The 26,092-nt window shown below is 66.0% G+C and carries 26 protein-coding genes; 12 read left to right on the top strand and 14 right to left on the bottom strand.

Features of this window, described 5'->3' with window-relative positions; genetic code table 11:
• From L0963_RS00270 to L0963_RS00260, 3 genes are all read right to left on the bottom strand, one after another.
• Positions 1–795 (bottom strand): TlpA disulfide reductase family protein, encoded by a 795-nt coding sequence (locus L0963_RS00270; RefSeq protein WP_234178418.1) that lies wholly within the window; start codon positions 793–795, stop codon positions 1–3.
• A 149-nt stretch (positions 796–944) separates the two neighbouring features.
• Entirely contained in the window at positions 945–2,312 is a 1,368-nt protein-coding gene (locus L0963_RS19765; protein WP_234178417.1) for an ATP-binding protein, read from the bottom strand.
• On the bottom strand, positions 2,309–2,965 hold the full coding sequence (locus L0963_RS00260; protein WP_062903088.1) for a response regulator transcription factor: 657 nt from the start codon (positions 2,963–2,965) through the stop codon (positions 2,309–2,311). The genes L0963_RS19765 and L0963_RS00260 overlap by 4 nt, the downstream gene beginning before the upstream one ends.
• Positions 2,966–3,092: 127 nt before the next feature.
• Here L0963_RS00260 and L0963_RS00255 point away from each other — a divergent pair, with 127 nt between their 5' ends.
• From L0963_RS00255 to L0963_RS00245, 3 genes are read left to right on the top strand one after another with little or no spacing between them, the layout of a single operon-like run.
• Positions 3,093–4,202, top strand: a complete 1,110-nt coding sequence (locus L0963_RS00255) for an efflux RND transporter periplasmic adaptor subunit (protein ID WP_186401601.1) — start codon at positions 3,093–3,095, stop codon at positions 4,200–4,202.
• 1 nt (position 4,203) lies between these two features.
• Complete coding sequence (locus L0963_RS00250) at positions 4,204–7,314, top strand: efflux RND transporter permease subunit (protein ID WP_234178415.1); 3,111 nt, start codon at positions 4,204–4,206, stop codon at positions 7,312–7,314.
• Entirely contained in the window at positions 7,311–8,534 is a 1,224-nt protein-coding gene (locus L0963_RS00245; RefSeq protein ID WP_234178413.1) for a TolC family protein, read from the top strand. The genes L0963_RS00250 and L0963_RS00245 overlap by 4 nt, the downstream gene beginning before the upstream one ends.
• Positions 8,535–8,544: 10 nt before the next feature.
• On the opposite strand, the gene L0963_RS00240 is transcribed toward L0963_RS00245, so the two are convergent.
• Positions 8,545–9,096: a hypothetical protein gene (locus L0963_RS00240; protein WP_234178411.1), complete on the bottom strand. Its 552-nt coding sequence runs from the start codon at positions 9,094–9,096 to the stop codon at positions 8,545–8,547.
• Positions 9,097–9,291: 195 nt separating this feature from the next.
• On the opposite strand from L0963_RS00240, the gene L0963_RS00235 reads away from it, so the two are divergent.
• The gene (locus L0963_RS00235; protein ID WP_234178409.1) at positions 9,292–10,428 is read left to right on the top strand and encodes a beta-ketoacyl-ACP synthase III; all 1,137 of its coding nucleotides are present in this window, start codon (positions 9,292–9,294) and stop codon (positions 10,426–10,428) included.
• A 16-nt stretch (positions 10,429–10,444) separates the two neighbouring features.
• Here L0963_RS00235 and L0963_RS00230 read toward each other — a convergent pair whose 3' ends face one another.
• The 5 genes from L0963_RS00230 to hisB are packed head-to-tail and all read right to left on the bottom strand — an operon-like array spanning position 10,445 to position 14,264.
• Positions 10,445–11,527, bottom strand: a complete 1,083-nt coding sequence (locus L0963_RS00230; protein ID WP_062901561.1) for a calcium:proton antiporter — start codon at positions 11,525–11,527, stop codon at positions 10,445–10,447.
• Between the two features lie 48 nt (positions 11,528–11,575).
• On the bottom strand, positions 11,576–12,340 hold the full coding sequence (gene hisF, locus L0963_RS00225; protein ID WP_186401598.1) for an imidazole glycerol phosphate synthase subunit HisF: 765 nt from the start codon (positions 12,338–12,340) through the stop codon (positions 11,576–11,578).
• The gene (gene hisA, locus L0963_RS00220; protein WP_062901560.1) at positions 12,337–13,071 is read right to left on the bottom strand and encodes a 1-(5-phosphoribosyl)-5-[(5-phosphoribosylamino)methylideneamino]imidazole-4-carboxamide isomerase; all 735 of its coding nucleotides are present in this window, start codon (positions 13,069–13,071) and stop codon (positions 12,337–12,339) included. The genes hisF and hisA overlap by 4 nt, the downstream gene beginning before the upstream one ends.
• Entirely contained in the window at positions 13,059–13,667 is a 609-nt protein-coding gene (gene hisH / locus L0963_RS00215) for an imidazole glycerol phosphate synthase subunit HisH (protein ID WP_186401597.1), read from the bottom strand. Before hisH ends, hisA begins: the two co-directional genes overlap by 13 nt.
• A gap of 9 nt (positions 13,668–13,676) precedes the next feature.
• The gene (gene hisB, locus L0963_RS00210; protein ID WP_003041798.1) at positions 13,677–14,264 is read right to left on the bottom strand and encodes an imidazoleglycerol-phosphate dehydratase HisB; all 588 of its coding nucleotides are present in this window, start codon (positions 14,262–14,264) and stop codon (positions 13,677–13,679) included.
• 97 nt (positions 14,265–14,361) lie between these two features.
• Between hisB and L0963_RS00205 the strand changes: the two genes are divergently transcribed.
• Genes L0963_RS00205 through L0963_RS00190 form a run of 4 tightly spaced genes read left to right on the top strand, consistent with a single transcriptional unit; the run spans position 14,362 to position 16,954 of the window.
• The gene (locus tag L0963_RS00205; protein WP_062901558.1) at positions 14,362–14,844 is read left to right on the top strand and encodes an SspB family protein; all 483 of its coding nucleotides are present in this window, start codon (positions 14,362–14,364) and stop codon (positions 14,842–14,844) included.
• A gap of 1 nt (position 14,845) precedes the next feature.
• Positions 14,846–15,157 (top strand): hypothetical protein, encoded by a 312-nt coding sequence (locus L0963_RS00200; RefSeq protein WP_217372818.1) that lies wholly within the window; start codon positions 14,846–14,848, stop codon positions 15,155–15,157.
• Positions 15,154–16,569 (top strand): class II fumarate hydratase, encoded by a 1,416-nt coding sequence (gene fumC, locus L0963_RS00195; RefSeq protein WP_234178407.1) that lies wholly within the window; start codon positions 15,154–15,156, stop codon positions 16,567–16,569. Before L0963_RS00200 ends, fumC begins: the two co-directional genes overlap by 4 nt.
• A 16-nt stretch (positions 16,570–16,585) precedes the next feature.
• Complete coding sequence (locus tag L0963_RS00190; protein WP_186401595.1) at positions 16,586–16,954, top strand: hypothetical protein; 369 nt, start codon at positions 16,586–16,588, stop codon at positions 16,952–16,954.
• 24 nt (positions 16,955–16,978) lie between these two features.
• On the opposite strand, the gene L0963_RS00185 is transcribed toward L0963_RS00190, so the two are convergent.
• Positions 16,979–17,533, bottom strand: a complete 555-nt coding sequence (locus tag L0963_RS00185; protein WP_217372820.1) for a DUF2585 domain-containing protein — start codon at positions 17,531–17,533, stop codon at positions 16,979–16,981.
• 61 nt (positions 17,534–17,594) lie between these two features.
• On the opposite strand from L0963_RS00185, the gene gmk reads away from it, so the two are divergent.
• Positions 17,595–18,257 carry a guanylate kinase gene (gmk, locus tag L0963_RS00180; RefSeq protein ID WP_186401593.1) on the top strand — a complete coding sequence of 221 codons (663 nt, stop codon included), beginning with the start codon at positions 17,595–17,597 and terminating at the stop codon, positions 18,255–18,257.
• A 74-nt stretch (positions 18,258–18,331) separates the two neighbouring features.
• Here gmk and L0963_RS00175 read toward each other — a convergent pair whose 3' ends face one another.
• From L0963_RS00175 to L0963_RS00160, 4 genes are all read right to left on the bottom strand, one after another.
• On the bottom strand, positions 18,332–18,769 hold the full coding sequence (locus L0963_RS00175; protein WP_062901552.1) for an acyl-CoA thioesterase: 438 nt from the start codon (positions 18,767–18,769) through the stop codon (positions 18,332–18,334).
• A 1-nt stretch (position 18,770) separates the two neighbouring features.
• Entirely contained in the window at positions 18,771–19,553 is a 783-nt protein-coding gene (locus L0963_RS00170; protein WP_058812323.1) for an SDR family NAD(P)-dependent oxidoreductase, read from the bottom strand.
• A gap of 117 nt (positions 19,554–19,670) precedes the next feature.
• Positions 19,671–20,840, bottom strand: coding sequence for an acetyl-CoA C-acetyltransferase (locus L0963_RS00165; RefSeq protein WP_003041773.1), 1,170 nt, complete (start codon positions 20,838–20,840; stop codon positions 19,671–19,673).
• A gap of 52 nt (positions 20,841–20,892) precedes the next feature.
• Complete coding sequence (locus L0963_RS00160; RefSeq protein ID WP_234178405.1) at positions 20,893–22,047, bottom strand: acyl-CoA dehydrogenase family protein; 1,155 nt, start codon at positions 22,045–22,047, stop codon at positions 20,893–20,895.
• Positions 22,048–22,389: 342 nt separating this feature from the next.
• On the opposite strand from L0963_RS00160, the gene L0963_RS00155 reads away from it, so the two are divergent.
• The 3 genes from L0963_RS00155 (at position 22,390) to L0963_RS00145 (ending at position 26,046) form a co-directional block, all read left to right on the top strand.
• The gene (locus tag L0963_RS00155; RefSeq protein ID WP_217372821.1) at positions 22,390–23,259 is read left to right on the top strand and encodes an SMP-30/gluconolactonase/LRE family protein; all 870 of its coding nucleotides are present in this window, start codon (positions 22,390–22,392) and stop codon (positions 23,257–23,259) included.
• Between the two features lie 91 nt (positions 23,260–23,350).
• Complete coding sequence (locus L0963_RS00150) at positions 23,351–23,671, top strand: hypothetical protein (protein WP_186401591.1); 321 nt, start codon at positions 23,351–23,353, stop codon at positions 23,669–23,671.
• Positions 23,672–23,856: 185 nt separating this feature from the next.
• Positions 23,857–26,046, top strand: a complete 2,190-nt coding sequence (locus L0963_RS00145; protein ID WP_442800544.1) for a M3 family metallopeptidase — start codon at positions 23,857–23,859, stop codon at positions 26,044–26,046.
• The last annotated feature ends 46 nt before the right edge of the window (positions 26,047–26,092 follow it).

The raw sequence follows: 26,092 nt of genomic DNA, 5'->3' as shown, positions 1-26,092 counted from the left end.
TTAGCGCCGCGCGATCAGCGCCAGCCCGTCGGCGAGTGCGGCGCGCGATATTTCGCCGCTGTGACGGCGGACAATCCGGCCCTTGGCATCGACGAACAGGGTCGTCGGCAGCACTAGCCCGCCCGCGGCATCGCCCGTCCGCCCGCTATGGTCGAGATAGACGTGCGTGCCCGTCACCTTGCGCTCGGCCAGATAGGCGGCGACGGTCGCGCTGTCCTGCCCCTGATTGACCAGCAGGATGGGCACGCGCGATGTCGCCGCAACCTCGGCGAGCATCGGCAGTTCGCGCTGGCACGGCGGGCACCATGTCGCCCACAGGTTGATGACCATCGGCTTCCCGCGCAGCGTATCGAGCGCGATCGCGCCCCCCTCCATGTCGGTGAGCATCAGCCCCCGCGCGAGCGGGCGCGGCGCGGGTTCGAGCGCCGGCGCCGCGACCGCATGAACCGCCGCCAGCCCGGCGAGCACGCCAAGCAACAGCGCTGTCGAGCGCGAGCGGCGGAGCCAGACGGCCACCGCCATCCCCGCCGCAGCGATCCCGGCCCAGGGCAGGAAACCACCCTGCCAGACCGCAAGGATCGACCAGGGTTCGGGTGCATAGGCATCGGCGTGGCGCACCACATAGGCGGCGCGCGCCACGAGCAGCCCCACGATGACGGCGATCCAGCTCGCTGTCGCCGCGCGCATATCGCCGCGCGCCGCGATCAGGCTGCCGCCCGCCAGAAACAGCCAGACCAGCGCGACCGCGAGCAGGCGGTCGGCGGCAAGCGCGAGCGGCCCGAGCGAAATCGTCATCGGCGTGGCCGCCGGGCTGCGCGATATGGTCGCGGCGATTTGGTCACATCCAAGTCAATTTCCTTTTGGCTCCCGAAGCGCCCCCTCCGCGCAATCTGATCGGCGAAACGGCGGCGAAAGAAAAGGGACGGCCGCCGGACAGTCGTTCGTTACATGTCGCCCCCGGGCCAATCGCCGATGCGGAGCGTAGCGACCGTGCCGCCCGACGGTGCGCGATCGAGCGCTACATCGCCCCCATAGTCGCGCGCCACATCGCGCGCGATGGCAAGGCCAAGGCCCGATCCGGCGCCGGGGCCAGCGCCGCGCGCGCCGATGCCGAACATAGCATCGCGCTGATCGGGCGGAACGCCCGGCCCGTCGTCGGTAATGGCAATGCGGCGCGCGGCGCCGGCGAAACGATAGTCGATCGTGATGCCCGATCGCGCCCATTTTCCGGCATTGTCGAGCAGGTTCGACAATATCTCGCTCAGATCCTCGGCATCCATGGGAAGCGAAGGGGCAGCGGGATCGAGCGCCGCGGCGGTCGCCGCGAAGCGCTTGCCCGGATGGCAGCGTTCCATCGCGGCGATCAGCGGCGGCAGGATCGCGGCGAGCCGCACGCCGCCGACCACCCCCGCATGCGACCCGCCCGACCGGACGCGCGACAGATGATAGTCGATCTGGCGCTGCATTGTCTCGCTTTCGGACAGGAAGACGTCGGCCGCAGCGCTTTCGGTGCCGCGCTGTTGAAGCCGTTCGGCCTCGTCGGTGACGACGGCGAGCGGGGTGCGCAGCGAGTGCGCCAGCGCGCCCGCGGCGACACGCCCGCGTTCCACGATCTCGGCGTTGCGCGCCAGATAGCTGTTCAACGGATCGACGAGCTGGCGGATTTCGTCGGGAAACAACCCCTCGATGTGATCGGCCTGCCCGCGGCGCAGCGCCGCGATCCGCGCGGCCAGCCGGTTGAACGGCCGGAAGCCGAGCGTGATGATCGCAAGGCCGCTTGCCAGAAGCGCGAGCGCGAGCAGGCTGAGCCACAGACTGAGCTCGCGGGTGAAGCTCGCGATTACGGCGCGCAGCAGGCGCTCGTCGGTGGCGATGACGAAACGCAGCGGGGCGCCGCCCGGCACGGCGCGCTCGAAGCCATAGGTGATCGTGGGCCCCGTTGGGCCGTTTTCGACGCGGTGCAGGATGTCCGGGCTGTGCGCGACATCCTCGTCGAGCGCGCCGCGCGTCATAGAGGGCGACTTCAGCGAGCGATAGCCGGGGCGCCCGATCTGCCAGTAAAATCCGGACAGCGGCACCGCATAGCGCGGATCGGACAGCGGCCGCGACAGGCGGGGGTTGCCCGCCGCATCGAGCACGGTCAGCTCGGCGAGCTCGCGGACATGAACCTCCAGCTCTTCATGATATTGCTGTTCGACATGGCTGCTGAACAGCCGCACCGACGAAAACCACAACGCGCCGATGCCCAGCGCCACCCAGATCAGGATGGCGGCCAGAAAGCGCGCGCGCAGGCTGGAAAAGAGTCGGGTCACAATTCGAGCCGATATCCCAGGCCGCGCACGGTGCGAATAGCGTCGCGTCCGATCTTGCGGCGCAGCCGGCTGATATGCGCCTCCACCGCGTTGCGGTCGCGCTCGGCTTCGAGTGCGTAAAGCTGATCGAGGATGTCGGCTTGCGACAAGATATGTTCGGGACGCCGCATGAAGAGGTGCAGCAGCGCGAACTCCTTGCGACTGAGCGTCAGCGCTTCGCCGTGCAGCGTCGCGGTGGACGCGACGGGGTCGAGCGAAAGCGGGCCGACCGTCAGCGCGTTGCTGCCGCGCCCGCGTCCACGCCGCCACAGCGCATGCAGCCGCGCCAGCAGCTCTTCGAACCGCACCGGCTTGACGATGAAATCATCGGCGCCGCTGTTCAGCCCCTCGACCTTTTCACGCCAGTTGCCCCGCGCGGTCAGGATCAGGATCGGCACCGTCCGCGCGGCGCCGCGCCAGTAGCGCAGCACATCGATCCCGTCGCCGTCGGGCAGTCCCAGATCGAGGATCACCGCGCCCAGCATGTCGATGTCGGGCCAGTCGCGGGCGTCGCCCGCCGACGCGGCGCTGTCGACGGCAATCCCCGCCGCCACCAGCCGCTCGGTCAGGCGGCGGCGCAGTTCGGGATCGTCTTCGACCAGCAATACGCGCATCGGCATCTTGTCCTTGTAGGGATGATCTCATCGTCTTCATCCCGGTGTGATGGTCCTAGCGCAATTGCCTGACGCGACACTGACAAAATGTCAGGCTGGCGTCAGACTCGCTTGGCAGAGGGCAGCCATGGACAGGAAAGCCCTTATCGCCGCATCGACCGCGCTCGCCCTTGCGGCGGGTGCCGCAACCCTCTGGTGGTCGAAGGAGGCGCCCCCGCCTGCGCCCGACGGCGGCGAAACGGCCATCGCGCCGGGCAAGCTGACCGCCCGACAGATCGAGAAGCTCGGCATCGCGACCGCAGTCGCGGCGGCCGCCAGCAGTGCCGAGCTTGGCGCGGTCCCTGCGACCGTATCGCTGCCCCCCGATGCGCGGGTCGCGGTGACCGCGCCATTCGACGGGATCGCAGTACGGCTGTTTGTTGTCGAGGGCGAGGCGGTAACGGCCGGTCAGCCGCTCGCCAGCATCCGCGCCGCCGAGCCTGTCCAATATGGCGCGGCGCTGGCGCGCGCGCAGGCGCAGCTGGAAGTTGCGCGCGCCGCCGCGGGCCGCACCGGCCAGCTCGCCAAAGAAGGCATTGTCGCGGGCGCCCGCGCCGACGAGGCGCGCGCCGCGCTGCGCGAGGCTGAGGTCAATGTCGCCGAAAACCGCCGCATTCTCGCGCAGGCCAATGCCGACGGCAGCGGTATGATGACGCTGCGCGCGCCGATCGGCGGCCGGATCGCAGCCGTCAATGTGCAGGCGGGCGGTCCGGTGGGTGGCCTCAGCGCGCCGTTCATCGTCGAAAACACGGCGCGGCTGATGCTCGATCTGCAAATCCCCGAACGGCTCGCGGGCGCCGTTCATCCGGGCACCCCCGTCGAAGTCCGAATGCCCGGCACCGCGCCCGCCACGGGCCGCGTCATCGCGGTCGGCGGCTCGATCGACCCTACGACGCGCGCGCTGACGGCAAAGGCGCGCCTCGACGCCGCGCCCGCACTGGTGAGCGGCAAGTCGGTCGTCGCGATCCTCGGCGGCGTTCAGCCCGTCGCCGGTGCGAGCATCCCTTCCGCCGCGCTGACACGGGTCGGCGACAGGGATGCGGTTTTCGTGAAGGGGGCGGACGGATTCGCGCTGCGCCCCGTCACCGTCGCCAGCCGCGTCGGCGCCAGCGTGACGATAACCGCCGGACTGAAGCCCGGCGAACGCGTCGCAACCTCGGCAATCGCCGAACTCAAGGCCGTGCTGGGCGGCGAATAGGATGCTCGGCAAACTCGTCGAAAAGGCGCTCGCGCTGCGCCTTGCCGTCATCGGTGCCGCGCTGCTGCTGGGCGGCATCGGGGCCTGGTCCTTCGCCAATCTGCCGATCGATGCCTTTCCGGACATCAGCTCGACGCAGGTCAAGATCATCCTGAAGGCGCCGGGAATGACCCCCGAGGAGGTCGAGAGCCGCGTCATCACGCCGATCGAGATGGAGATGCTGGGCATCCCCGATCAGGCGAACCTGCGCTCGGTAGCCAAATATGCGATCGCCGACATCACGATCGATTTCAAGGACGGCACCGACATCTATTGGGCGCGCAGCCAGGTCGCCGAGCGGCTGTCGAATGTCGCGGGCGACCTGCCGGCGACGGTCGAGGGCGGGATGGCGCCGATCTCTACCCCGCTGTCCGACATGTATATGTTCACGCTCGAAGGGCCACAGGATCTGACCGAAAAGCGGCGGGTACTCGACTGGATCATCCGCCCGGCGCTGCGCACCGTTCCCGGCGTTGCCGATGTCAACGCGCTCGGCGGCTTCGCCGAAACCTTCGAGGTGCGCCCGGACAATGGCGCGCTGGCGGCGGCGGGGCTGAGCGTCGAAGATCTGCGGGCGACGATCGAGGCGAGCAATCGCAACGACGGAGCCGGTCGGCTCAAGATCGGCGACGAAGCGCTGATCGTGCGCTCGGTCGGCGCTATCCGCACGCTCGACGATCTCGCCTCGGTCGTGGTGCGCTCGCGGGATGGCGGTATCGTGCGCGTCGGCGACGTCGCGGCGGTGCGCGCCGGGCATCTGACGCGCTATGGCGCCGTCACGAAGGACGGCAAGGGCGAGGCGGTCGAGGGGCTGGTCATCGCGCTGCGCGGCGCCGACGCGTCGAAGGTCGTCGACGGGGTCAAGGCGCGGCTCGCGGAAATCCAGCCCAGCCTGCCGCGCGGGATGCGCGTCGACGTCTTCTACGACCGGTCCGACCTCATCGAACGCGCGGTCGGGACGGTCGAGAAGGCGCTGATCGAAGCGACGATCCTCGTCGTCATCCTGCTACTCCTGTTTCTGGGCGATGTCCGCGCGTCGGTCATCGTCGCACTCGCTCTGCCGATGGCGGCGCTGCTGACCTTCATCTTCATGCGGGCGATCGGACTCACCGCCAATCTGATGAGCCTCGGCGGGCTTGCCATCGCGGTCGGCATATTGGTCGACGGCGCCGTTGTCGTCGTCGAAAATGTCGTCGAGCGCCTGTCCGATCCCAGGCATCGCCGGATGGGCAAGTTGCATGCTGTGTTCGTCGCCGCGTCCGAAGTCGCGATGCCGGTCGCCTCGGGGCTCCTCATCATCGCGCTCGTGTTCCTGCCGCTGCTCACGCTCGAGGGGCTGGAGGGCAAGCTGTTCGCGCCCGTCGCGCTGACCATCGTGCTCGCGCTGCTTTCGGCGCTGGTCCTGTCGCTGACGCTGGTGCCGGTGCTCGCCTATTTCATCCTGAAGCAGCAGGACGGCCACCGCGAACCGCGCCTGATGCGTTTGCTGGCGCCGCGTCACGCGCGGGCGCTCGAATGGGCCTTTGCCCACCGCCGGACCGTCGCCGGGATTTCCGCGATCGGCCTGCTGCTCGCCGGGGTCGCTTATACGGTGACGGGCAAAACCTTTCTGCCGACGATGGACGAGGGGTCGACGATCGTTCAGCTCACCAAGCTGCCAAGCATCAATATCGAGCATAGCGCCGCGGGCGACATGAAGGTGCAGCGCGCAATCCTCGAACAGGTGCCCGAAGTTACCAGCGTGATCGCGCGCGTCGGCAGCGACGAGCTCGGCCTCGACCCGATGAGCCCCAATGAAACCGACAGCTTTCTTAAGCTGAAGCCGCGGTCCGAATGGCGCGTTGCCGACAAGGATTGGCTCAACGACCGGATTCGGGCCGTGCTCGCCGATTTTCCGGGGATCGATCCCAGCTTCACCCAGCCGATCGAGATGCGCGTTTCCGAAATGCTCACCGGTGCGCGCGGCGATCTGGCGATCAAATTGTTCGGCCCTGACCTCAAGGAACTGGCGCGGCTCGCGGGCGCGATCCAGGGCCGGCTCGAAACGATCCGCGGGACGAGCGAGGCGATGACGGTCGCCAACGACAGCGTCGATTATCTGCAGATCGACATCGATCGTATGGCCGCAGGGCGGGCGGGAATGCCCGTCGACATGCTGCAGGACATGATGCGCGCCGATGTCGAGGGCGTCCGCGCCGGCACGATCGCCGAAGGCGCGCGCCGGATTCCCGTGGTTATTCGCGGCGAAGGCGGCGACGGCATGGACGCGCAAAGCTACACCGACCGTCTCTATCGCACCCCCGCCGGGACTCTTCTTCGCACCAGCGATGTCGCGGCGATCGCACAGGTCGCGGGGCCGGTGAAGCTCGAACATGAAAATGGATCTCGCTTCGCGCTCGTGCAGGCCTTCGTCAGCGGCCGCGACCTTGTCGGCTACGTCGAGGAGGCTAAGGCGGATATCGGCAAGCATGTGAAACTGCCGCCCGGCTATCGTATCGTCTGGGGCGGCCAGTTCGAGAATCAGCAGCGGGCGGCCGCACGCCTGATGATCGTGCTGCCGATCGCGGTGCTGATGATCTTCATCGTTCTTTATCTGACGCTGCGCTCGCTGCGCGCGGCGGCGCTGATCCTCGTCAACATACCCTTTGCGGCGGTGGGCGGGATGATCGCGCTCGCACTATCGGGCGAATATCTGTCGGTTCCCGCCTCGGTCGGCTTCATCGCGCTGCTCGGCATCGCGGTGCTCAACGGGCTCGTCATGGTCAGCTATTTCCGTCAGCTGCGCGAACGCGGCGTCCCGCTGCACCAGGCGGTGCGCGAGGGCGCCGCGCGGCGCCTGCGCCCGGTGCTGATGACCGCGAGCATCGCCGCCTTCGGCCTCGTCCCGCTGCTCTTCGCGTCCGGTCCGGGGTCGGAAATCCAGCGCCCACTTGCCATCGTCGTCATCGGCGGACTGGTGACGGCGACGCTGCTCACACTCATCCTGCTGCCCATCCTGTACGAGCGCTTCGGCGAAAGCGCTGCCGAGCGCGGCGCGGGCGATCAGGATCATCCTGCCGGAGCCCCTGCATGACCCGCCGTCTGTTCCTTGCCGCCAGTCTGGCCCTGACGTCGCCTGCCGCCGCCGAGCCGGGACTGTTGCCCGAAGCCGTGGTGCGCGAGGCGCTCGACGCCCACCCCTCGGTCATCGCGGCGAGAGCCCGTGTCGATGTCGCGGCGGCAGAGAAGCGCGCGCTCGAAGCCGGACCCTATGAGTTCAGCGTCACCGGCAGCTATGTCAGCCGCAGCATCGACCGCGAGGGTCGCTTCAACGAATATGACGCGATCCTCGCGCGTCCGGTTCGTCTGCCGGGCAAGGCGCGGCTCGACCGGAAGGCCGGCGCGCTGGGCGTCGAGGCCGCCACCAATCATTTCGAAGATGCTCGGCATCAGGCCGCGTTGTTGCTCAACGCGCTGTGGTGGGACTGGGTCGGTGCCAACGCCGAGGCCGTCGTCGATGCGCAGGGCGTCGAAAATTATGCAACGCTGGTCCGGATCGTGCGCCGACGGGTCGATCTGCGCGACGCCCCGCAGCTTGAGGCCGATCAGGCCGAAGCCGCGCTGGCGGAGGCGCGCCTGCTCGCGGCCCAATCGGCGGGGCGCGCCGATCTGGCACGGGCCCGGCTTGCCGCACAATTTCCGGGTATCGCCCTGCCCGCCGAGGCACCGACGCTCGCCACGCCGACCTTCGATTCAGCCGGGGCGTCGCAGATGCGCGATCAGGTCATCGAACGCAGCCACGAAATCGCTGCCGCCGATGCCGAGGCGCGGCGCTTTGGTGCAATCGCCGAACGCGGGCGGCAGGACCGGATTCCCGATCCCACCGTCGGCCTCCGGCTGTTCAGCGAACGCAGCGGCGCCGAACGGGGCGCGGGTCTGACCGTAACGATCCCGATCGGCGGCAATCACCGCGGCGCCATGGCGGCGCGCGCGGCGTCCGAGGCGCAGGCCGCGGCGGCGCAGCTCAGCGCTGTCCGCTTCGATGTGCAGGAAATGGCCGACGGCGACCTCGCGCGCGCTGCCGCGGCTTATTCGGCGTGGCAGCGCGCCGATCAGGCGCGCGCGGCGCAGATGGCGGCGCTCGCCAAGCTTCGCCGCGGGCAGGATCTGGATGCGATCGATCTCGCCGACGTCCTGCTCGGAGAGCGCCAGACGCACGCGTCGTTCCGGGCCGAAACGATCGCCCGCACCGAAGCGCTGCGCGACATCACCCGGCTGCGCATCGACAGCCATAATCTGTGGATCAGCGAATAGGCCGCGCCGTTCAATTCGCCGGCTTCGTCACGTCGATCTTTTCGACCCATTCGGGATAGAAACTCGGTTCGCGCGCCGACCAGCCGGGCGCGGTGGCGGCGGCTTCGCTGATCGACTGGAGCAACAGCTTGCGCTTGTCTGGGTGCAGGTGCGGCAGCGATGCCGCGGCGCAGAAGGCGCCGGGCAGCCATGGGCGCGCGTGCGCGCCGAGCAGGCGTTCATAGAGAAAGCGATAGGCGGCGAAGGTGGGCAGGCGATCCTGCCCCAGATCGAAGGCCGATACCGCGACGAGCGGCGCCATGAAGGCTTCGAGCGCGTCGAGTCCGCTGTCCTCCGGAATATGGGTGCGAATGTCGCATAGCCGCTGATAGACGCGGGCTTGAACGCGGATTGCGGCTTCTTCGACCATGTCGCGCGACCAGCGTTCGATTGCATCGTCACGCTCGAGCCCGATATCGAGCGAGCGGCGAATATAGCGCTGCGTCCCTGCAGCGAAGCCCGCAAATTCCTTGATTTCGGCGAGGGACAAATCGCCGGATGCCGGTCCCGAACGCGTCGCCATGGTCATGCTCCCGCTTGCGCACCCCGGGGAGCCGTCCCCCCGGAGGCTTGCATCGAACAGTCTGCCACTGAAATGGTTAGTGGCCGGTTAACCATGACGTCGGCGCGCGTTCAGCTTCGCTTGTGGGGCGTTGCGCCGCGCCGCGACCGGGCCTAATCAGCGTGTCATCAGACCATAAGACACGCAGGGACAACAATGTCGCACGCACCGCAGCCGGTCATTTCCGCCACCGGGCTCTTCACCCCCGCCGAACGCATCACCAACGAAGAACTTGTCGCCAGTTTTAACCGGTATGTTGCGCTGCACAATAGGGAAAATGCCGCGGCGATCGCAGCGGGCGAGATCGACGAACTCGCTGAATCGAGCGTCGATTTCATCGAAAAGGCGAGCGGCATCGGATCGCGCTACGTCGTCGACAAGGCGGGCATCCTGGACCCCGAGCATATGGCACCGCGGCTTGCCGAGCGGACCAATGACGAGCTGTCGATCCTCGCCGAGATCGGCGTGGCGGCCGCAAAGGACGCGCTGGCGCGCGCCGGTCGCGATGCCGCCGACGTCGATGCGGTGCTGTGTGCGGCGTCGAACATGCAGCGCGCCTATCCCGCAATGGCGATCGAGATTCAGCAGGCTTTGGGCATCGACGGCTTTGCTTTCGACATGAATGTCGCCTGCTCCTCGGCGACCTTTGGCATCCAGACCGCGGCCGACTATATTCGTGCGGGGCATGCAAGGAGCGTGCTGGTCGTGAACCCTGAAATCTGTTCGGGGCACCTCAATTGGCGCGACCGCGACAGCCATTTCATCTTCGGCGACGTCGCCACCGCGATTCTCGTCGAGGACAAGGCCATCGCGCCGGCGGGGCATTGGGACATATTGGGTACGCGGCTGAAGACCGTTTTCTCCAACAATATCCGCAACAATTTCGGCTTTCTGAACCGCGCCCACGGCGCCATCGACCAGTCGGGACCGAAGACCGACAAACTGTTCGTCCAGGAAGGCCGCAAGGTGTTCAAGGAAGTCGTGCCGATGGTCGCCGTCATGATTGTCGAGGAAATGGAGAAACTCGGCCTGCAAGGCGCCGACATGCGCCGCCTGTGGCTGCATCAGGCGAACACCAACATGAACCGCCTGATCGCGCACAAGGTGCTGGGGCATGAGGCAAGCGCCGACGAAAGCCCGACGGTGCTCGACACCTACGGCAATACCTCAAGCGCCGGGTCGATCATCGCCTATCACCTGAACCACGAAGATATGCAGGCGGGCGATACCGGGCTGATCTGTTCGTTCGGCGCCGGCTATTCGGCGGGTACGGTGTTCGTTCGCAAGACGTGACCGCCAGAATCGTCGCTTATGGCACGAAAGTCGTGAACAGATAGATTGCGAACAGCATCAGGTGGATCGTGCCCTGCAGCACGGTCGTTCGCCCGTTCGCCAGCGTCTGTGACGCGACGATCAGCGACAGGAACAACAGCACCGTCGATTTGGCATCGAGGCCCAGGCTGATCGGCATGTCGGTGGCGATCGACAGGATCGCGACCGCCGGGATGGTCAGCCCGATCGTCGCCAGCGCCGATCCGAGCGCGAGGTTGAGGCTGGTTTGCAGCCGATCGGCCTTTGCCGCGCGTACTGCTGCCAGTCCTTCGGGGGCGAGGATCAGCGCCGCGATCAGGACGCCGAGCACTGCCGGCGGCGCGCCCGCTTCGGCAAGCAGCGCGCCGATCACCGGAGACAGCGCTTTCGCCAGCAGCACGACCCCGAACAGGCACGCGACGAGCAAGGCGAGCGACAGCCACATCCGCTGCGCCGATGGCGGGGCGGCGTGGGCGTCGGGTTCGTCCTGCGCTTCGCCATCGGGCAGGAAATAATGGCGGTGGCGCACGGTCTGGACGAGCGCGAAGGTTGCATAGAGGATCAGCGACACCACCGCGACGAAGCCGAGCTGCGTCGCCGAATAGCGCGGCCCCGGCGCGCTCGAGGTGAAATTGGGGAGCACCAGCGTCACCACCGTCAACACGGTGAGCGTCGCCAGCGCAGCGCCCATTCCGGTGCGCTGGAACCGTTGTTCATGATGGCGGATCGCGCCGCTGAGCAGACAAAGCCCCATCAGCAGGTTGATGATCACCATTACCGCCGCGAACACCGTGTCGCGCGCTAGCGTCGCCGCCTTTTCGGGCTCGGCCTGCATCAGTGTCAGGATCAGCCCTACCTCGATCACCGTCACCGCCAGCGCGAGGATCAGCGTCCCGAAGGGTTCGCCGACGCGGTGCGCGACGACTTCGGCATGATGGACCGCGGCGATCACCGACCCGGCGAGGATCACCCCGACCAAAAAGGGATTGAGCGGTATCGCCAAGCTGGCGATCGCGGTACCGAAACCGAGGATCGGAAGCAGGTCGTTGATACGGTCGGCGAGGCGGAGCTTGGCTGTCATCGGCTTTCTATTGCAGCCGCTTGGCCTCAGCGCCAGTCCTTCAGGACATCAATGCGCGCGCACCGGCAGCCCTGCGGCGGCGAGCCGCGCATGCGCCTCGGCGATCGTCGCTTCGCCGAAATGGAAGATGCTGGCCGCGAGCACCGCGCTCGCGCCGCCTTCGATCACGCCGGCGACCAGATGGTCGAGATTGCCGACACCGCCCGATGCGATCACCGGTACCGACACCGCATCGGCAATCGCGCGGGTGAGCGCGAGGTCATAGCCGTCCTTGGTCCCGTCGCGGTCCATGCTGGTGACGAGCAATTCGCCCGCGCCCAGTTCGGCAAGGCGCACCGCATGGGCAAGTGCATCGATCCCCGTCGGGGTGCGTCCGCCATGGGTGAAGATTTCCCACCGCCCGTCTGCGACGCGGCGCGCGTCGATGCTGCCGACCGCGCACTGGCTGCCGAAACGGTCGGCGATGTCGGCGACAAGTTCGGGGCGCGCCACCGCGGCGCTGTTCACCGCGACCTTGTCGGCGCCCGCGAGGAGCAGCGCGCGCGCATCGTCGGCGCTGCGCACGCCGCCGCCGACGGTGAGCGGCATGAAGCAGACTTCGGCGGTGCGTGCGACCATGTCGAGCAGCGTGCCGCGCCCTTGATGGCTCGCGGAAATGTCGAGGAAGCAAAGCTCGTCGGCGCCCGCCGCGTCATAGGCGCGCGCGGCTTCGACCGGATCGCCGGCGTCGCGCAGGTCGACGAAATTGACGCCCTTCACGACGCGCCCATCAGCGACGTCGAGGCACGGGATCACGCGGACGCGGACGGTCATGCCCGCCCCGCCGCGATCGCTTCGGCGAGGTCGAGGCGGCCGTCATAGAGCGCGCGGCCGGTAATCACGCCTTCGATCCCGTCGGCGACGCGCGGGCGCAGCGCATGGATGTCGCCAATATCCGCAACGCCGCCGCTCGCGATCACCGGGATGGCGACCGCGCGCGCCAGCGCCACGGTCGCGGCGACGTTGCAGCCCTTGAGCAGCCCGTCGCGCCCGACGTCGGTGAACAGCAGCGCAGCAACGCCGGCATCTTCGAAGCGCCGCGCCAGATCCTCGACGCGCACGTCGGAGACGTCGGCCCAGCCTTCGGTCGCGACCATGCCATCGCGCGCATCGACGCCGACGATGATCCGGCCCGGAAGATCGCGCGCGGCCGATTTGACGAAATCGGGGTCTTTGAGCGCCGCGGTGCCAATGATGACGCGCTCTACCCCGAGCGCGAGCCAGCGATCGACGCCCGCGCGATCGCGGATACCGCCGCCGACCTGCACCCTGCCCGGAAAGGCCGCGACGATGCTTTCGACCGCCGCGCCGTTGACGCTTTCACCGGCGAAGGCGCCGTCGAGATCGACGACGTGCAAATGGCTGGCGCCCGCGTCCGCGAACAGCCGCGCCTGCGCCGCCGGATCGTCGCCATAGACGGTTGCGCGCGCCATATCGCCTTCGGCGAGCCGCACCACCTGCCCGCCCTTGAGGTCGATCGCGGGGAAGATGATCAGGGGCGCCATGCGAGGAATCTTTCGAGGGTCGCGAGGCCATAGGCCTGGCTCTTTTCGGGGTGAAACTGCACGCCGACGATATTATCCTTCGCCACCGCGGCGGTGAAAGGGCCGCCGTGACTGCTCGTCGCCGCGACATGCGCCGCGTCGGCGAAATGATAGCCGTGCAGATAATAGGCCTCGCCCGCAGCCAGCACCGGATGCGCGAAACTTGGCACGACATCGTTCCAGCCCATGTGCGGGATGCGCAGTCCCGGCGCCGGCGTGAAGGCGCGCACCGTTCCGCCGATCCAGCCGAGCCCTTCGTGCCGCCCATGCTCCTCACCCGCGTCGGCGAGCAATTGCATCCCGACGCAGATGCCGAGGAAGGGCGCGCCCTCGCCGCGAACGCGCTGCTCCAGCGCCTCGATCAGCCCGGGAATTGCCGCCAATCCGTTCATGCACGCGGCAAAGGCCCCCACACCCGGCAGCACGATGCGGTCGGCTTGTCCCACGACATCGGGATCGGCGGTGACGACAACATCGTCCGCGCCCGCCGCGACGAGCGCATTATGCACCGAGCGAAGATTGCCCGCGCCATAGTCGATCAGGGCAATGGCGCTCATGGACGGCCCCTAAAGGACACCCTTGGTCGACGGAATCGCGTCGCCCTTGCGCGGATCGATCTCCACGGCTGCACGCAGCGCGCGGGCCAGCGCCTTGTACATGCTCTCCGCGATATGGTGGTTGTTCTCGCCATAAAGCGTTTCGATGTGGAGCGTGATCCCGGCGGTCTGGGCAAAGCTGTGAAACCAGTGCGGAAACAGCTCGGTATCCATCTCGCCGAGCCGCGGCTGCGAGAAGGCCGATTTCCAAACGCAGTGCGGGCGCCCCGAAATATCGAGGATGCAGCGAGTCAGCGTTTCATCCATCGGCGCATGGGCTTCGCCGTAGCGGGCGATACCGCGCTTGTCGCCGAGCGCCTTCGCCACGGCCTCGCCGAGCGCGAGCGCCGAGTCCTCGACCGTATGATGCTGGTCGATGTGCAGATCGCCCTTCACGGTCATCGAAATGTCGATCAGCGAATGGCGCGACAATTGTTCGACCATATGGTCGAGGAAACCGATTCCGGTGGACACAGAATAGTCGCCGGTGCCGTCGAGGTTGACGGCGATCGCGATATCCGTTTCCTTGGTCGTGCGCTGGACGGTGGCGGTTCGCATGGCATGCCCCTTAGAGCCTAATTTTCGCGTTGCAAGGCGACTCTGCCCCACAGACCCCCCTTGACCCGCGCCCGTCGTCCGTTCATCCCCCACCGCCATGAGTGATGACGTTCGCGACAGCCTGATTCCCTATGACGAAATCGTGCAGGACGCGCTGCGCGCCGTGGTCGGCCGCGTGCTCTCGCAAGTCGAGGGATCGGACCATCTGCCCGGCGAGCATCATTTCTACATCACCTTCAAGACGCAGGCGCCGGGTGTATCGATTCCCGCGCATCTGGTTGCCAAATTCCCCGACGAAATGACGATCGTCCTCCAGAACCGCTTCTGGGACCTGAAGGTCGAAGAGGATCTTTTCAGCGTCGGCCTGTCGTTCAACCAGACGCCCTCGACGCTGGTGATCCCCTATGCCGCGATCACCGCCTTCGTCGATCCGTCGGTCGATTTCGGCCTGCAGTTCCAGGTCAGCGAAGACGAGCTGGAGCAGCCCGAGCCGCATGACGAAGCCGATAATGACCGCCCCGATGTTGCGGTCGAGGACGGATCGAATGTCGTGACGGTGGATTTCGGCAAGAAACGATAGGATGGCGGGCCCCAACTGGCCCCCCAGCCGCTTCTGGCAATATTGGGCACTCGCAGGGATGCTGGTGTTGACCGCCGCCTTCTGGTGGGGTGTCGAGGGCTATGCCCGGTTCGAAAGCGGCGTCGGCGATGCGATCGCCGACGGGCTGCTGCGCTTCAGCCTGCTAATCCTGACCCCGGCGCTGCTGATCGTCTGGGCAGCCGCAGCCTGGTTCCGGCGACGGATCGGCGAAGGCGGCTATTGGCAGTTTCTGGGCATGGTCGCGCTGATCTGGGCCGGCGCGGTGGCGGTGACGAGGATATTGATCGGATGAGCGGCACGCGGATCGAGAGCGACAGCATCGGCGAGATCGCGGTCCCGGCGAACGCCTATTGGGGCGCGCAGACGCAGCGTTCGATCGAGAATTTCCCTTTCGGCGCGCGCGAGCGGATGCCGATCGAGATCGTTCATGCGCTCGCGCTGGTCAAGCAGGCGGCGGCGCGGGTGAACCGTCGGCACGGCCTGTCCGCCGAAAAGGCCGACGCGATCGAAGCGGCGGCGCGCGAGGTCGCCGACGGGAAGCATGACGACCAGTTCCCGCTCGTCATCTGGCAGACCGGCAGCGGCACCCAGTCGAACATGAATGTCAACGAGGTGATCGCCGGGCGCGCCAATGAGATGCTATCGGGCCAGCGCGGCGGCAAGTCGCCCGTGCACCCCAATGACGACGTCAACCGCAGCCAATCGTCGAACGACAGCTTCCCGACCGCGATGCATGTCGCCGCGACACTGGCGATGACGCACCGGCTGATGCCCGCGCTCGACCGTTTGATGGACGCGCTGCTCGCGAAGGCGAAGGCGTGGGACGATATCGTCAAGATCGGCCGCACCCATTTGCAGGACGCCACCCCGCTGACGCTGGGCCAGGAGTTTTCGGGCTATTATGCGCAGCTCCGCCTGTGCCGCACGCGCACCGAACCGATGGTCGACCATGCCATCACCCGGCTTGCGCAGGGCGGGACCGCGGTCGGCACCGGGCTCAATGCCCCGGCGGGTTTTGCCGAGGATATCGCGGCCGAACTGGCGGCGATCACCGGGCTTGGCTTCAAGAGCGCACCCAACAAGTTCGAGGCGCTGGCGAGCCACGACGTGCTGGTTGATCTGTCGGGCCGGCTCAACACGCTCGCAGTCGCGCTGACCAAGATCGCCAACGACATACGCCTGCTGGGATCGGGGCCGCGCGCCGGCCTGGGCGAGATCGACCTGCCAGCGAACGAACCCGGCAGCTCGATCATGCCGGGCAAGGTCAATCCGACCCAGTGCGAAATGCTGACGATGGTGGCGGCGCAGGTGATCGGCAATCATCAGGCGGTAACCGTCGGCGGGATGCAGGGGCATCTTGAACTAAACGTGTTCAAGCCGCTGATCGGCGCCAATGTGATGCGCTCGATCGATCTGCTCGCGACGGGGATGGAAGGCTTTGCGGTGCGCTGCGTCGAGGGAATCGAGCCCAATCGCGCGCGCATTGCCGAACTGGTCGACCGATCGCTGATGCTGGTGACGGCGCTGGCGCCCGAAATCGGCTATGACAAGGCCGCGAAGATCGCCAAACATGCGCATGAGACGGGATCGACCTTGCGCGCGGCGGCGCTCGACCTCGGCTATGTCGACGCTGCGACCTTCGACCGCGTCGTCAACCCGCGGCACATGCTCGGCCCGGAACCCGAATCGCCTGCCGGGGATTGATAGGGGGAGGAAGGATATGAAGATGATGGGACGGATCATCGGCGGCGTGATCGGAAGCGCGATCGGCCGCAGGAAAGGCAATCATACGATGGCGGGCGCCGTGATCGGCGCCGGGACGCTGTTCGTCGCGCGGCGGATGTTCCCGCAGCGCTACGCGGCGCTCGCCGCGACCGCTGCGGCGGCCTATCTCACCAAGAAATGGGCCGACCGCGCCGAAGCGCGGCATGCCGCCGAGGCCGCGCATCGCGCCGACAGCGCGCTCGCGCAGGAGGGCGTCGTCGATCCCTATGCGGGGATCGTCCACACCGACGGCCAGGATCTGGGCGACGCCCTGCCGCCCGCGATTCCGGTGGACGAAAAGGCACCGCGCCCCGCCACCCACTGAGCAGCGTGCACCGAGCGGCGAGCGCTATCCGCCCGCCTGCCACTCCTTCACCGCCTCGATCGGTGAGACCAGCATGAGTATGTTGAGCGTCAGATTGTCGCGGATCGCCCACAGGGTGAAGAGTTCGAAGGCGAGCGCGAGCGTGACGGTCGTCCACCAGCGCATCCGGCTGGCCGCCAGAAATCCCAAGATCATGAAACCGGCGTCGCTGACCGAATTGAGTACCGAATCGCCCGCATAGCCATAGGCCATGGTGACCTCGCGGTAGCGGTCGATGATAACCGGCGAATTTTCCAATATCTCCCATGCGCCTTCGATCCCGATCGCTACGGCGAGCGCGGCCCACAGCGGCGCGCGCGGCATCAGCCAGCGCGACAGGCCGTAAAAGATGAAGCCGTGGATGATATGGCTGAAGCTGTACCAGTCCGAAATCTGCTGGCTGTTCTGGTTTGATTGGACGGTGCCGTGCCAAAGGCTGATCGTGCCGCAGGGGCAGATCGGCGGGCGCCCCATCGCGATCAGGATCGCGGCCAGCAGGCCGAGCAGCCCCGCCGCGACCAGCCAACCCGTGCGCGACATTCCCCGCATCCCTGTATTCCTTCCCGCTTGACCGCCGCCCTCGCTCGGGCAATTAGCGCCCATGGCTGAAAGCGTCCACCTCAACCGCCGCGGCGTCCTGTTCGTCCTCTCCTCGCCCTCGGGTGCAGGCAAGACCACCATCTCCAAAAAGATGCTCGCGGGCGACCACGACATTGCGCTGTCAATCTCCGCCACCACGCGGCCGATGCGTCCCGGCGAGCAGGATGGGGTCGATTATCATTTCGTCGACGTCGACACGTTCAAGCAGATGGCCGCTGATGGCGAATTTCTCGAATGGGCGCATGTCTTCGGCCATCGCTACGGTACCCCTCGCGACCGCGTCGAGGAACTGCTCGCAGCCGGCAAGGACGTGCTGTTCGATATCGACTGGCAGGGCGCGCAGCAGCTCTATCAGGAAGCGGGCCCCGATGTGGTGCGGGTGTTCATCCTGCCGCCGACGATGGAGGAGCTCGAACGCCGGCTGCGCGCGCGCAACACCGACAGCGACGAAGTGATCGCGGCGCGGATGGCACGCGCGGCGAACGAGATCAGTCACTGGGACGGCTATGACTATGTGCTGATCAATGACGATATCGAAGGCTGCTTCGAGGAAGTGAAGGCGATCCTGCGCGCCGAGCGGCTGAAGCGCCGCCGCCAGATCGGCCTGATCGGGTTCGCCCGCGATCTGATCCGCTCGGTGCCCGAGGCGGACCCGACACTTTAGAGCGCCGTCATTGCCACCCCGGCGAAAGCCGGGAGATTACCACGTCGCCGTTGGTTCCTCGCAATGACGAAAGCTCAACCCGGCCGCGCCAGCTTCGCTTCCAGTTCCCTTACCATTTCGGCGCGCAGCGGCTTGGCGGCGCCGTCGGTGCGGCACACCACGACCGTATCACAGGTCGCGATGCAGCGACCGTTCTGGAACATCGCCTGTACGATCGTCCAGCTCGACGTGCCGAGGCGGCCGATGCCGGTCGCAATTTCGACCGGGTCGGGAAAATTTCCCTCACCCAGATAGTTGATCTCGACCGCGGCGACCATCGTGCGCTCGTTCGCCGGGCGCTCCTCCCAAGGACGGATTTCGCGGTTCAGTAGCACGCGGCCGCTTTCAAACAGTGCCGCGAAGGCCACATTGTTGAGGTGACCGTTGATGTCCATGTCCTGGAACCGCGTCTGCAGATCGAGGTGGACAGGGTAGCTGGCGGCATCGAGCCGCCAGCTTTCCGGTTTCGGCATATCAGCGCGGACCCATGCGGATGCCGCCGTCGAGGCGCACGTCCTCGCCGTTGAAATAGCCGTTTTCGATCATGGTCAGCGCGAGACCCGCATATTCGGCCGGGTTGCCGAGGCGCTTCGGATTGAGGACCGAGGCCGCGAGCGCATCGCGGACATTCTGCGGCGCGGCGCCGAGCAGCGGGGTGTCGAAGATGCCCGGCAGGATCGTGTTGACGCGGATGCTTTCCGCCGCAAGGTCGCGCGCGATCGGCAGGGTCATGCCGACGACGCCGCCCTTCGATGCCGAATAGGCTGCCTGACCGATCTGGCCGTCCTCGGCCGCGACGCTCGCGGTGTTGACGATCGCGCCGCGTTCGCCATCTTCCATCGGGTCGAGCGTCATCATGCCCGCCGCCGACTTGGCGATGCAGCGGAAGGTGCCGACTAGGTTGATCTGGATGATCCAGTTGAAGGCATCGAGCGGGAAATGCTTGATGCTGCCGTCTTCTTTCGACCGGCTGGCGGTCTTGATCGCATTGCCGGTGCCGGCGCAGTTCACAAGGATACGCTCCTGACCGATCGCGGCGCGCGCCTTTTCGAAGGCGGCGTCGACCGACGCATCGTCGGTGACATTGCATTCGCAGAAAACGCCGCCGAGTTCGGCAGCAAGCGCCTCGCCCTTTTCGGCCTGCAAATCGAAGATCGCGACCTTGACGCCCTTCGCGGCAAGTGCGCGCGCGGTGGCGGCACCAAGGCCCGAAGCGCCGCCGGTGACGACGGCGGATACGGTGGAATCGAGTTTCATGTCATGTCCTTTCCCTGAAAAATGCGTGTTCCGGCGAAAGCCGGAACCCAGAGCGTGAACAACTGACGCCCGCGTCAGGCCGCCCTGGGCTCCGGCTTCCGCCGGAGCACAAGATCGTTAGAGCCGCTCGACGATGGTGACATTGGCCTGGCCGCCGCCTTCGCACATCGTCTGAAGACCATATTTGCCGCCGGTGGCGTCGAGCACGCCGAGCAGCGTCGCCATCAGCTTGGTTCCCGAGGCGCCAAGCGGGTGGCCGAGCGCGATCGCGCCGCCATGCTGGTTGAGCCGCGCATGGTCCGCGCCAAGATATTTGAGCCAGGCGAGCGGTACCGGCGCGAACGCCTCGTTCACTTCATAGGCGTCGATGTCCTCGATCCGCAGACCCGCCTTCTTGAGCGCCTTTTCGGTCGCGAACAGCGGCTCTTCGAGCATGATGATGGGGTCGCCCGCGGTCACCGAAATATGATGGATGCGCGCGCGCGGGGTCAGCCCATGATCCTTGAGCGCCTGTTCCGACACGATCAGCGCGGCCGACGCGCCGTCGCAGATCTGCGAGCTGGTCGCCGCGGTGATGGTGCCGCCTTCCTGCAGGATCTTCACCCCGGCAATGCTTTCGAGCGTCGCGTCGAAGCGGATCCCCTCGTCGACCGTGTGGCGCTGCGGCCCTTCGGGCGTCTCCACCTCGATCCCGACGATTTCATTGCCGAACAGCCCCGCCTCGGTCGCGACGCGGGCGCGGCGATGGCTTTCGAGCGCGAAGGCATCGAGGTCGTCCTTGGTGAAGCCGTGCTTCTTGACGATCATCTCGGCACCCATGAACTGGCTGAACATGATGCCGGGATATTTTTCCTCGAGCCGCGGCGACTTATAATTGCCGAGCCCTTCCTTCATGAACAGCGTCGCGACGCTGCCCATCGGTACGCGCGTCATGCTTTCGATGCCGCTGGCGAGGACGATATCCTGCGTGCCCGACATCACCGCCTGCGCGGCGAACATCATCGCCTGCTGCGACGATCCGCACTGCCGGTCGATCGTCACCGCGGGGATCGAATCGGGAAGCTTCGAGGCGAGCACGGCATTGCGGCCGAGGTCCATCGTCTGCTCGCCGCCCTGGCTGACGCAACCGGTGATGACATCGTCGATCTTCGACGTGTCGAAGTCGTTGCGGTCGGCGATCGCGTCATAGACCGCGGCGCCGAGGTCGACAGGGTGAACACCGGCGAGCTTGCCGCCGCGGCGACCGCCGGCGGTGCGGACGGCATCTACGATATAGGCTGTGGCCATGGAGAGTTCCTTTCCGATTGTCGCCGCCCCTGCGAAGGCGGGGGCGACGGGATTAAAGCTTGCGCCCGATCAGTTCCTTCATGATCTCGTTCGTGCCGCCAAAGATGCGCGTCACGCGCGCCGCGCGCCAGGCGCGGGCGATCGGATATTCGTTCATATAACCCGCGCCGCCGAACAGCTGGAGACACTTGTCCATCACTTCCCACTGAAGATCGGTGTGCCACAGCTTCGCCGCAGCGCCCTCTTCGGGGGTGAGTTCCTTCTTCAGATGTCGCGCGAGCGCCCAGTCGAGGTGCGCCCAGCCGACCTGCAGCTTCGCCTTCAGATCGGCGAGGACGAAGCGGCTGTTCTGGAAATCGAGGATCGGCTTGCCGAACGCCTTGCGGTCGCGCGTATATTCGACAGTATCGTCGAACGCGCGCTGCGCCGAGGCCTGCGCCGACACGGCGATCGACAGGCGTTCCTGCGGCAGTTCGCTCATCAGATAGATGAACCCCTGTCCCTCTTCGCCGAGACAGTTAGTGATGGGGACGCGGACGTCGTTGAAGAAAAGCTCCGACGTGTCGGCTTCGTCCTGCCCGATCTTGTCGAGGTTACGGCCGCGCTGGAAACCGTCGCGATCGGCCTCGACGAGCACGATCGACACCCCCTTCCACGCAGGCTGCACCTCGGTGTCGGTCTTGACGCAGACCAGGACCAGGTCGGCGTTCTGGCCGTTGGTGATATATGTTTTCGACCCGTTGATGACATAATGATTGCCATCCTTCTTTGCGGTCGTGCGCATGCCCTGAAGGTCGCTGCCGGTACCCGGCTCGGTCATCGCGATCGCGGTGACCACTTCGCCCGACACCATCTTGGGCAGCCAATGCTTCTTCTGCTCTTCGCTGCCGTATCGGACGATATAGTTGGTGACGATATCGGACTGGAGCGAAAAGCCGGTGGTGACGCGGCCATAATAGGCGCTTTCCTCGTCGACGATCGCATTATAGCCGAAGTCGAGGCCCAGCCCGCCATATTCTTCGGGAACGGTGGGGCACAGCAGGCCCAGCTCGCCCGCCTTGGGCCACAAATCCTTCGGCACGATGCCGTCCTCAGCCCATTTCGCTTGATTGGGCGCGACTTCTTTTTCGAGGAACTGGCGCACCGTCGCGCGGAACGCCTCATGATCGTCGGTGTAAGCGGTGCGCAACAGATTATCGAGCGACATCCTTCTTCCTTTCCCTGAGCGCGTCCGGACGATTTCGGGGAGCCGGTGCGCGAAACGGGGCCGCGCCGGGGCACGTCCTTCGCTTGCTAATGGACCTTACGTTTACGTCCACGTCAAGTAGAAATGCCGTTACGGCATAAAACGCACGCGAAGCCTCCCACCGTCTTGTCGCCCCGGACCGGATACCGGACCCATGCGCCCCGCGCGGCGAGAAACGACCCCGCATCAAGTCAGTGACGATGAACGGAATTTGCGCCGAGGCGGCTGTTCCATAATCGAATCGGGCACCGAATAGGTTTGCGGGCGCTGGGCAGCGCCGCCGCGCCGCGCTAAGCCGCTGCGATGGTCGATCTCCTTCTCGATGCGCAGGCGCTGCTCGGCGAATCGCCGCGCTGGCACGCCCCCGAAGCACGCCTTTACTGGGTCGATATCGATGCGCATCGCATCCATCGCACCGATCCCGCGACTGGCGCGACCGAAACGATGCAGCTCGACCAGCCCGTCGGCTGCGTCGCGCCGCGCGCGGGCGGCGGGCTGGTCATGGGCCTCAAGGACGGCTGCGCGCTGATCGACGCGTGGGGCGAGGCCCCGCGCCCCTTCGGTCCGGCGGTGCTGGCGGGCATAGCCGAACAGCGCTTCAACGACGGGTGCGTCGATGCCGCGGGCCGCTTCTGGATCGGCAGCGTGACGCGCGACAAGTCCAACCCGGGCGCAATGCTGTTTCGCCTCGACCCCGACGGGACTCTGACTCCGATGCTCGGCGGGCTGCTGACGAGCAACGGCGCGGCCTTCAGCCCCGACGGCCGCACCTTTTATCATGCCGACACGCCAACGCATGCGCTGCACGCCTATGCGGTCGACCCCGCGACCGGCGCGCTTGGAGACGGCCGGCTGTTCCACCAGTTCGAGCAGGGCAAGGGCCGCCCTGACGGCGGAACGGTCGATGCCGAGGGCTGTTACTGGTCGGCGCTGTGGGACGGCTGGCGCGTCGTGCGCCTGTCGCCCGCGGGCGAGATTCTCCAGACGGTCGAGATGCCCGTCCAGCGCCCCTCGATGATCGCGCTGGGCGGCGCCGACCTGTGCACCGCCTTCGTCACCAGCGCGGGCAAAGACCTGTCCGACGACGCGCGCGCGGCCCAGCCGCACGCCGGCGGCCTCTTCACCTTCCGCGTCGATGTGCCAGGGATCGTCCAGCCGTGCTTTGGCGGGTGAGTTCGACGGGCGCGGTATGGCGGGAAGTGACCGGTTGCGGTGCGCATGACTGAGCGTCAGAATATAGCCAGCCGCCCGGAAGGATTTTGACGTGCCGGAGCCTTTGGCAGAGACATTCACATTCGCCAGCGGCGAGAAGCGATATGTCATGTTTCTCCGCTTTGACGTTCGTAATTATCCACGCTTTCTCGAATATTTGAAGGAAACCCTCGGTGTGGAAATGGGTAGCGTCAAGAATATGGTGTTCGCGAAAGCCTCCGATTTTAAACTCGGCGGTATTGGTTACACAGCAGTGGCCGGCGATTCAGACGATTGTCACGTCGTTGCTTCCAATGAGGCCGCCAGGATCGCCCTGCTGGCGAAGATTTTTGGGCCCAACCATCAAAGCGAGGGTCATACGAAAGCTTATTAGCCAGACGAAACCGTCGGTCCTTGCCTCTCGATCGTTAAGTCCGCCCCACACCCATCCGAACATTCCTGCAACAACTGGAGCTCCGCCGGGGCCTGGCCTCCTCGGCTTGCGCGCTGCCGCCCTATCGGGTTAAGGCACCTACCGACATGGTTTCGTCCGAAACCAAAACCCCCGGGAGATCACAGATGCCGCGTATCGCGCCCCGCCCTCTCCGTCATTTGTCGATGCTGCTTGCATCGACGGCGCTGATGATGGGTTATAGCCAGATGAGTATTGCCGCCGAACCCGCCGCCAAGGCGCCCGCTTCCGCCCCGGCCGACGCGAACCCGCTGCTTGCCCCGTGGACCGGTCCCTATGAAGGGGTGCCGCCGTGGGACAAGCTGGACCCCGACCTGTTCCCCGACGCCTTTGAAAAAGGGATGGCCGAGGTGAAGGCCGAGGTGCAGGCGGTCATCGACAATCCCGCCGCGCCGACTTTCGAAAACACGCATGTCCCGATGCAGCTTGCCGGCGAAACGATGGACCGCGTCTTTGCGATGTGGGGCGTGCAGACGTCGAACAAGTCGAACGACCGCGTCGAAGATATAGACGCCGAATGGAGCCCGAAGCTCACCAAATTCTATACCGAGCTGTTCCTCGATCCCAAACTCTTCGCGCGCTACAAGGCGGTGTATGACACGCGGCTGACGAGCGGGCTCAACTCCCAGCAGATTCGCATTGTCGAGCGCAGCTATGACGAGATGGTGCGCGACGGCGCCAATCTGTCCCCCGCCGACAAGGCGAAGCTGGTCGATATGAACGCCAAGCTGGAAGGGCTGTTCTCGACCTTTTCGTCGAAGCTGCTCGGCGATGAAAAGCTTTACACCTTCGTCACCGACAAGGCCGAACTCGACGGGCTGCCCGCGGGCTTCGTAGCTTCGCTGGCCGCTGCGGCCGAGGCGCAGGGCAAGCCCGGCCAGTGGGCGATCAAGAACACCCGCTCGTCGGCGCAGCCGGTGCTCCAAAATGCGACCAATCGCGCGCTTCGCGAGAAGGTGTGGCGCGCCTTCGTCAATCGCGGCGACAATGGCGATGCCAACGACACCAATGCGACGATCGCCGAAATACTGAAGCTGCGCCAGGCGCGCGCCGAACTGCTCGGCTTTCCGACCCATGCCGATTATCGCATGGCCGACACGATGGCCAAGACGCCCGCGAACGCGATGGCGCTGATGATGAAGGTGTGGCCCGCCGCGGTCGCGCGCGTGCATGAAGAGGTAGCCGACATGCAGGCGATCGCCGATGCCGAGGCAAAGGCGGGCAAGGGGCCGAAGATCACCATCGAGCCGTGGGATTATCGCTTCTATGCGGAGAAGGTCCGCAAGGCGAAATACGACCTCGATGAAAGCGAGGTGAAACCGTACCTCCAGCTCGACAAGCTGCGCGATGCGATGTTCTGGTCGGCGGGGCAGCTCTATGATCTGGGCTTCCGCGAAAACACCGGCACGATCCCGGTCTTCGATCCAAAGGTGAAGACGTTCGAGGTCTATAACCTCAAGACCGGCAAGAATGTCGGGGTCCTCTACCTCGACAATTTTGCGCGCGACGGCAAGCGTTCGGGCGCTTGGATGACCACCTATCGCAGCGAACAGGGGCTGGGCGGCGAACGCAATGTCCTCGCGTCGAACAACAATAATTTCACCGAAGGCGCAAACGGCGAGCCGACGCTCGTCAGCCTCGACGATGCGACGACGCTGTTCCACGAATTCGGGCACGGCATCCATTATCTGTTGCAGCACGTCTATTATCCGGCGCTTGCCGGGGTGCCGCGCGACTTCGTCGAATATCCGAGCCAGGTGAACGAGAACTGGCTGATGACGCCCGAAGTGCTGTCGAAATTCGCCACGCACTACAAGACGGGCGAGCCGATGCCGCAGGCGCTGGTCGACAAGATCATCGCGTCGAGCAAGTTCAACCAGGGGTTCGAGACGGTCGAATATCTGGCGAGCGCGATCGTCGACATGAAGCTGCACGACCGCAAGGTGCCGGTGACCGACGTCGATGCTTTCGAACGCGAAACGCTGGCCGAAATCGGCATGCCCAAGGAAATCGTCATGCGGCACCGTTTGCCGCAGTTCGGTCATCTGTTCAGTTCCGACGCCTATTCGGCGGGCTATTACAGCTATCTCTGGTCGGAAACGATGGACGCCGACACCTGGGCTGCCTTCATGGAAGCGGGCGGGCCGTGGGACCGCAGCGTCGCCGACAAGTTCCGGACCATCCTGTTGATGACGGGCAACGAGACCGACCGCGCCGAAGCCTATCGCGCTTTCCGTGGCCGCGACCCCGACGTGAAGGCGCTGCTCGAACGCCGCGGGTTCCCGACCGGCGAATAATCAAACGAAACCCGGGGAGCAAAGGGGGCCGCCGTGCCCCCTTTCT

The organism is Sphingopyxis sp. NFH-91 (genome assembly GCF_021401285.1).
Lineage (GTDB): Bacteria > Pseudomonadota > Alphaproteobacteria > Sphingomonadales > Sphingomonadaceae > Sphingopyxis > Sphingopyxis terrae_A.
Note: the sequence above shows the minus strand (reverse complement) of the source record. Positions and strands in the feature narration are given on the sequence as shown.

Bases quoted from the DNA above. Each gene is read 5' to 3' on its own strand.
- L0963_RS00155 (WP_217372821.1), top strand. From the start codon at position 22,390: ATGGTCGATCTCCTTCTCGATGCGCAGGCGCTGCTCGGCGAATCGCCG.
- L0963_RS00250 (WP_234178415.1), top strand. From the start codon at position 4,204: ATGCTCGGCAAACTCGTCGAAAAGGCGCTCGCGCTGCGCCTTGCCGTC.
- L0963_RS00170 (WP_058812323.1), bottom strand. From the start codon at position 19,553: ATGAAACTCGATTCCACCGTATCCGCCGTCGTCACCGGCGGCGCTTCG.
- L0963_RS00235 (WP_234178409.1), top strand. From the start codon at position 9,292: ATGTCGCACGCACCGCAGCCGGTCATTTCCGCCACCGGGCTCTTCACC.
- hisB (WP_003041798.1), bottom strand. From the start codon at position 14,264: ATGCGAACCGCCACCGTCCAGCGCACGACCAAGGAAACGGATATCGCG.
- L0963_RS00205 (WP_062901558.1), top strand. From the start codon at position 14,362: ATGAGTGATGACGTTCGCGACAGCCTGATTCCCTATGACGAAATCGTG.
- L0963_RS00145 (WP_442800544.1), top strand. From the start codon at position 23,857: ATGCCGCGTATCGCGCCCCGCCCTCTCCGTCATTTGTCGATGCTGCTT.
- L0963_RS00245 (WP_234178413.1), top strand. From the start codon at position 7,311: ATGACCCGCCGTCTGTTCCTTGCCGCCAGTCTGGCCCTGACGTCGCCT.
- L0963_RS00240 (WP_234178411.1), bottom strand. From the start codon at position 9,096: ATGGCGACGCGTTCGGGACCGGCATCCGGCGATTTGTCCCTCGCCGAA.
- gmk (WP_186401593.1), top strand. From the start codon at position 17,595: ATGGCTGAAAGCGTCCACCTCAACCGCCGCGGCGTCCTGTTCGTCCTC.
- fumC (WP_234178407.1), top strand. From the start codon at position 15,154: ATGAGCGGCACGCGGATCGAGAGCGACAGCATCGGCGAGATCGCGGTC.
- L0963_RS00165 (WP_003041773.1), bottom strand. From the start codon at position 20,840: ATGGCCACAGCCTATATCGTAGATGCCGTCCGCACCGCCGGCGGTCGC.
- hisF (WP_186401598.1), bottom strand. From the start codon at position 12,340: ATGACCGTCCGCGTCCGCGTGATCCCGTGCCTCGACGTCGCTGATGGG.
- L0963_RS00230 (WP_062901561.1), bottom strand. From the start codon at position 11,527: ATGACAGCCAAGCTCCGCCTCGCCGACCGTATCAACGACCTGCTTCCG.
- L0963_RS00175 (WP_062901552.1), bottom strand. From the start codon at position 18,769: ATGCCGAAACCGGAAAGCTGGCGGCTCGATGCCGCCAGCTACCCTGTC.
- L0963_RS00200 (WP_217372818.1), top strand. From the start codon at position 14,846: ATGGCGGGCCCCAACTGGCCCCCCAGCCGCTTCTGGCAATATTGGGCA.
- L0963_RS00190 (WP_186401595.1), top strand. From the start codon at position 16,586: ATGAAGATGATGGGACGGATCATCGGCGGCGTGATCGGAAGCGCGATC.
- L0963_RS00255 (WP_186401601.1), top strand. From the start codon at position 3,093: ATGGACAGGAAAGCCCTTATCGCCGCATCGACCGCGCTCGCCCTTGCG.
- L0963_RS00160 (WP_234178405.1), bottom strand. From the start codon at position 22,047: ATGTCGCTCGATAATCTGTTGCGCACCGCTTACACCGACGATCATGAG.
- hisA (WP_062901560.1), bottom strand. From the start codon at position 13,071: ATGGCGCCCCTGATCATCTTCCCCGCGATCGACCTCAAGGGCGGGCAG.
- L0963_RS00260 (WP_062903088.1), bottom strand. From the start codon at position 2,965: ATGCGCGTATTGCTGGTCGAAGACGATCCCGAACTGCGCCGCCGCCTG.
- L0963_RS00270 (WP_234178418.1), bottom strand. From the start codon at position 795: ATGACGATTTCGCTCGGGCCGCTCGCGCTTGCCGCCGACCGCCTGCTC.
- hisH (WP_186401597.1), bottom strand. From the start codon at position 13,667: ATGAGCGCCATTGCCCTGATCGACTATGGCGCGGGCAATCTTCGCTCG.
- L0963_RS00185 (WP_217372820.1), bottom strand. From the start codon at position 17,533: ATGTCGCGCACGGGTTGGCTGGTCGCGGCGGGGCTGCTCGGCCTGCTG.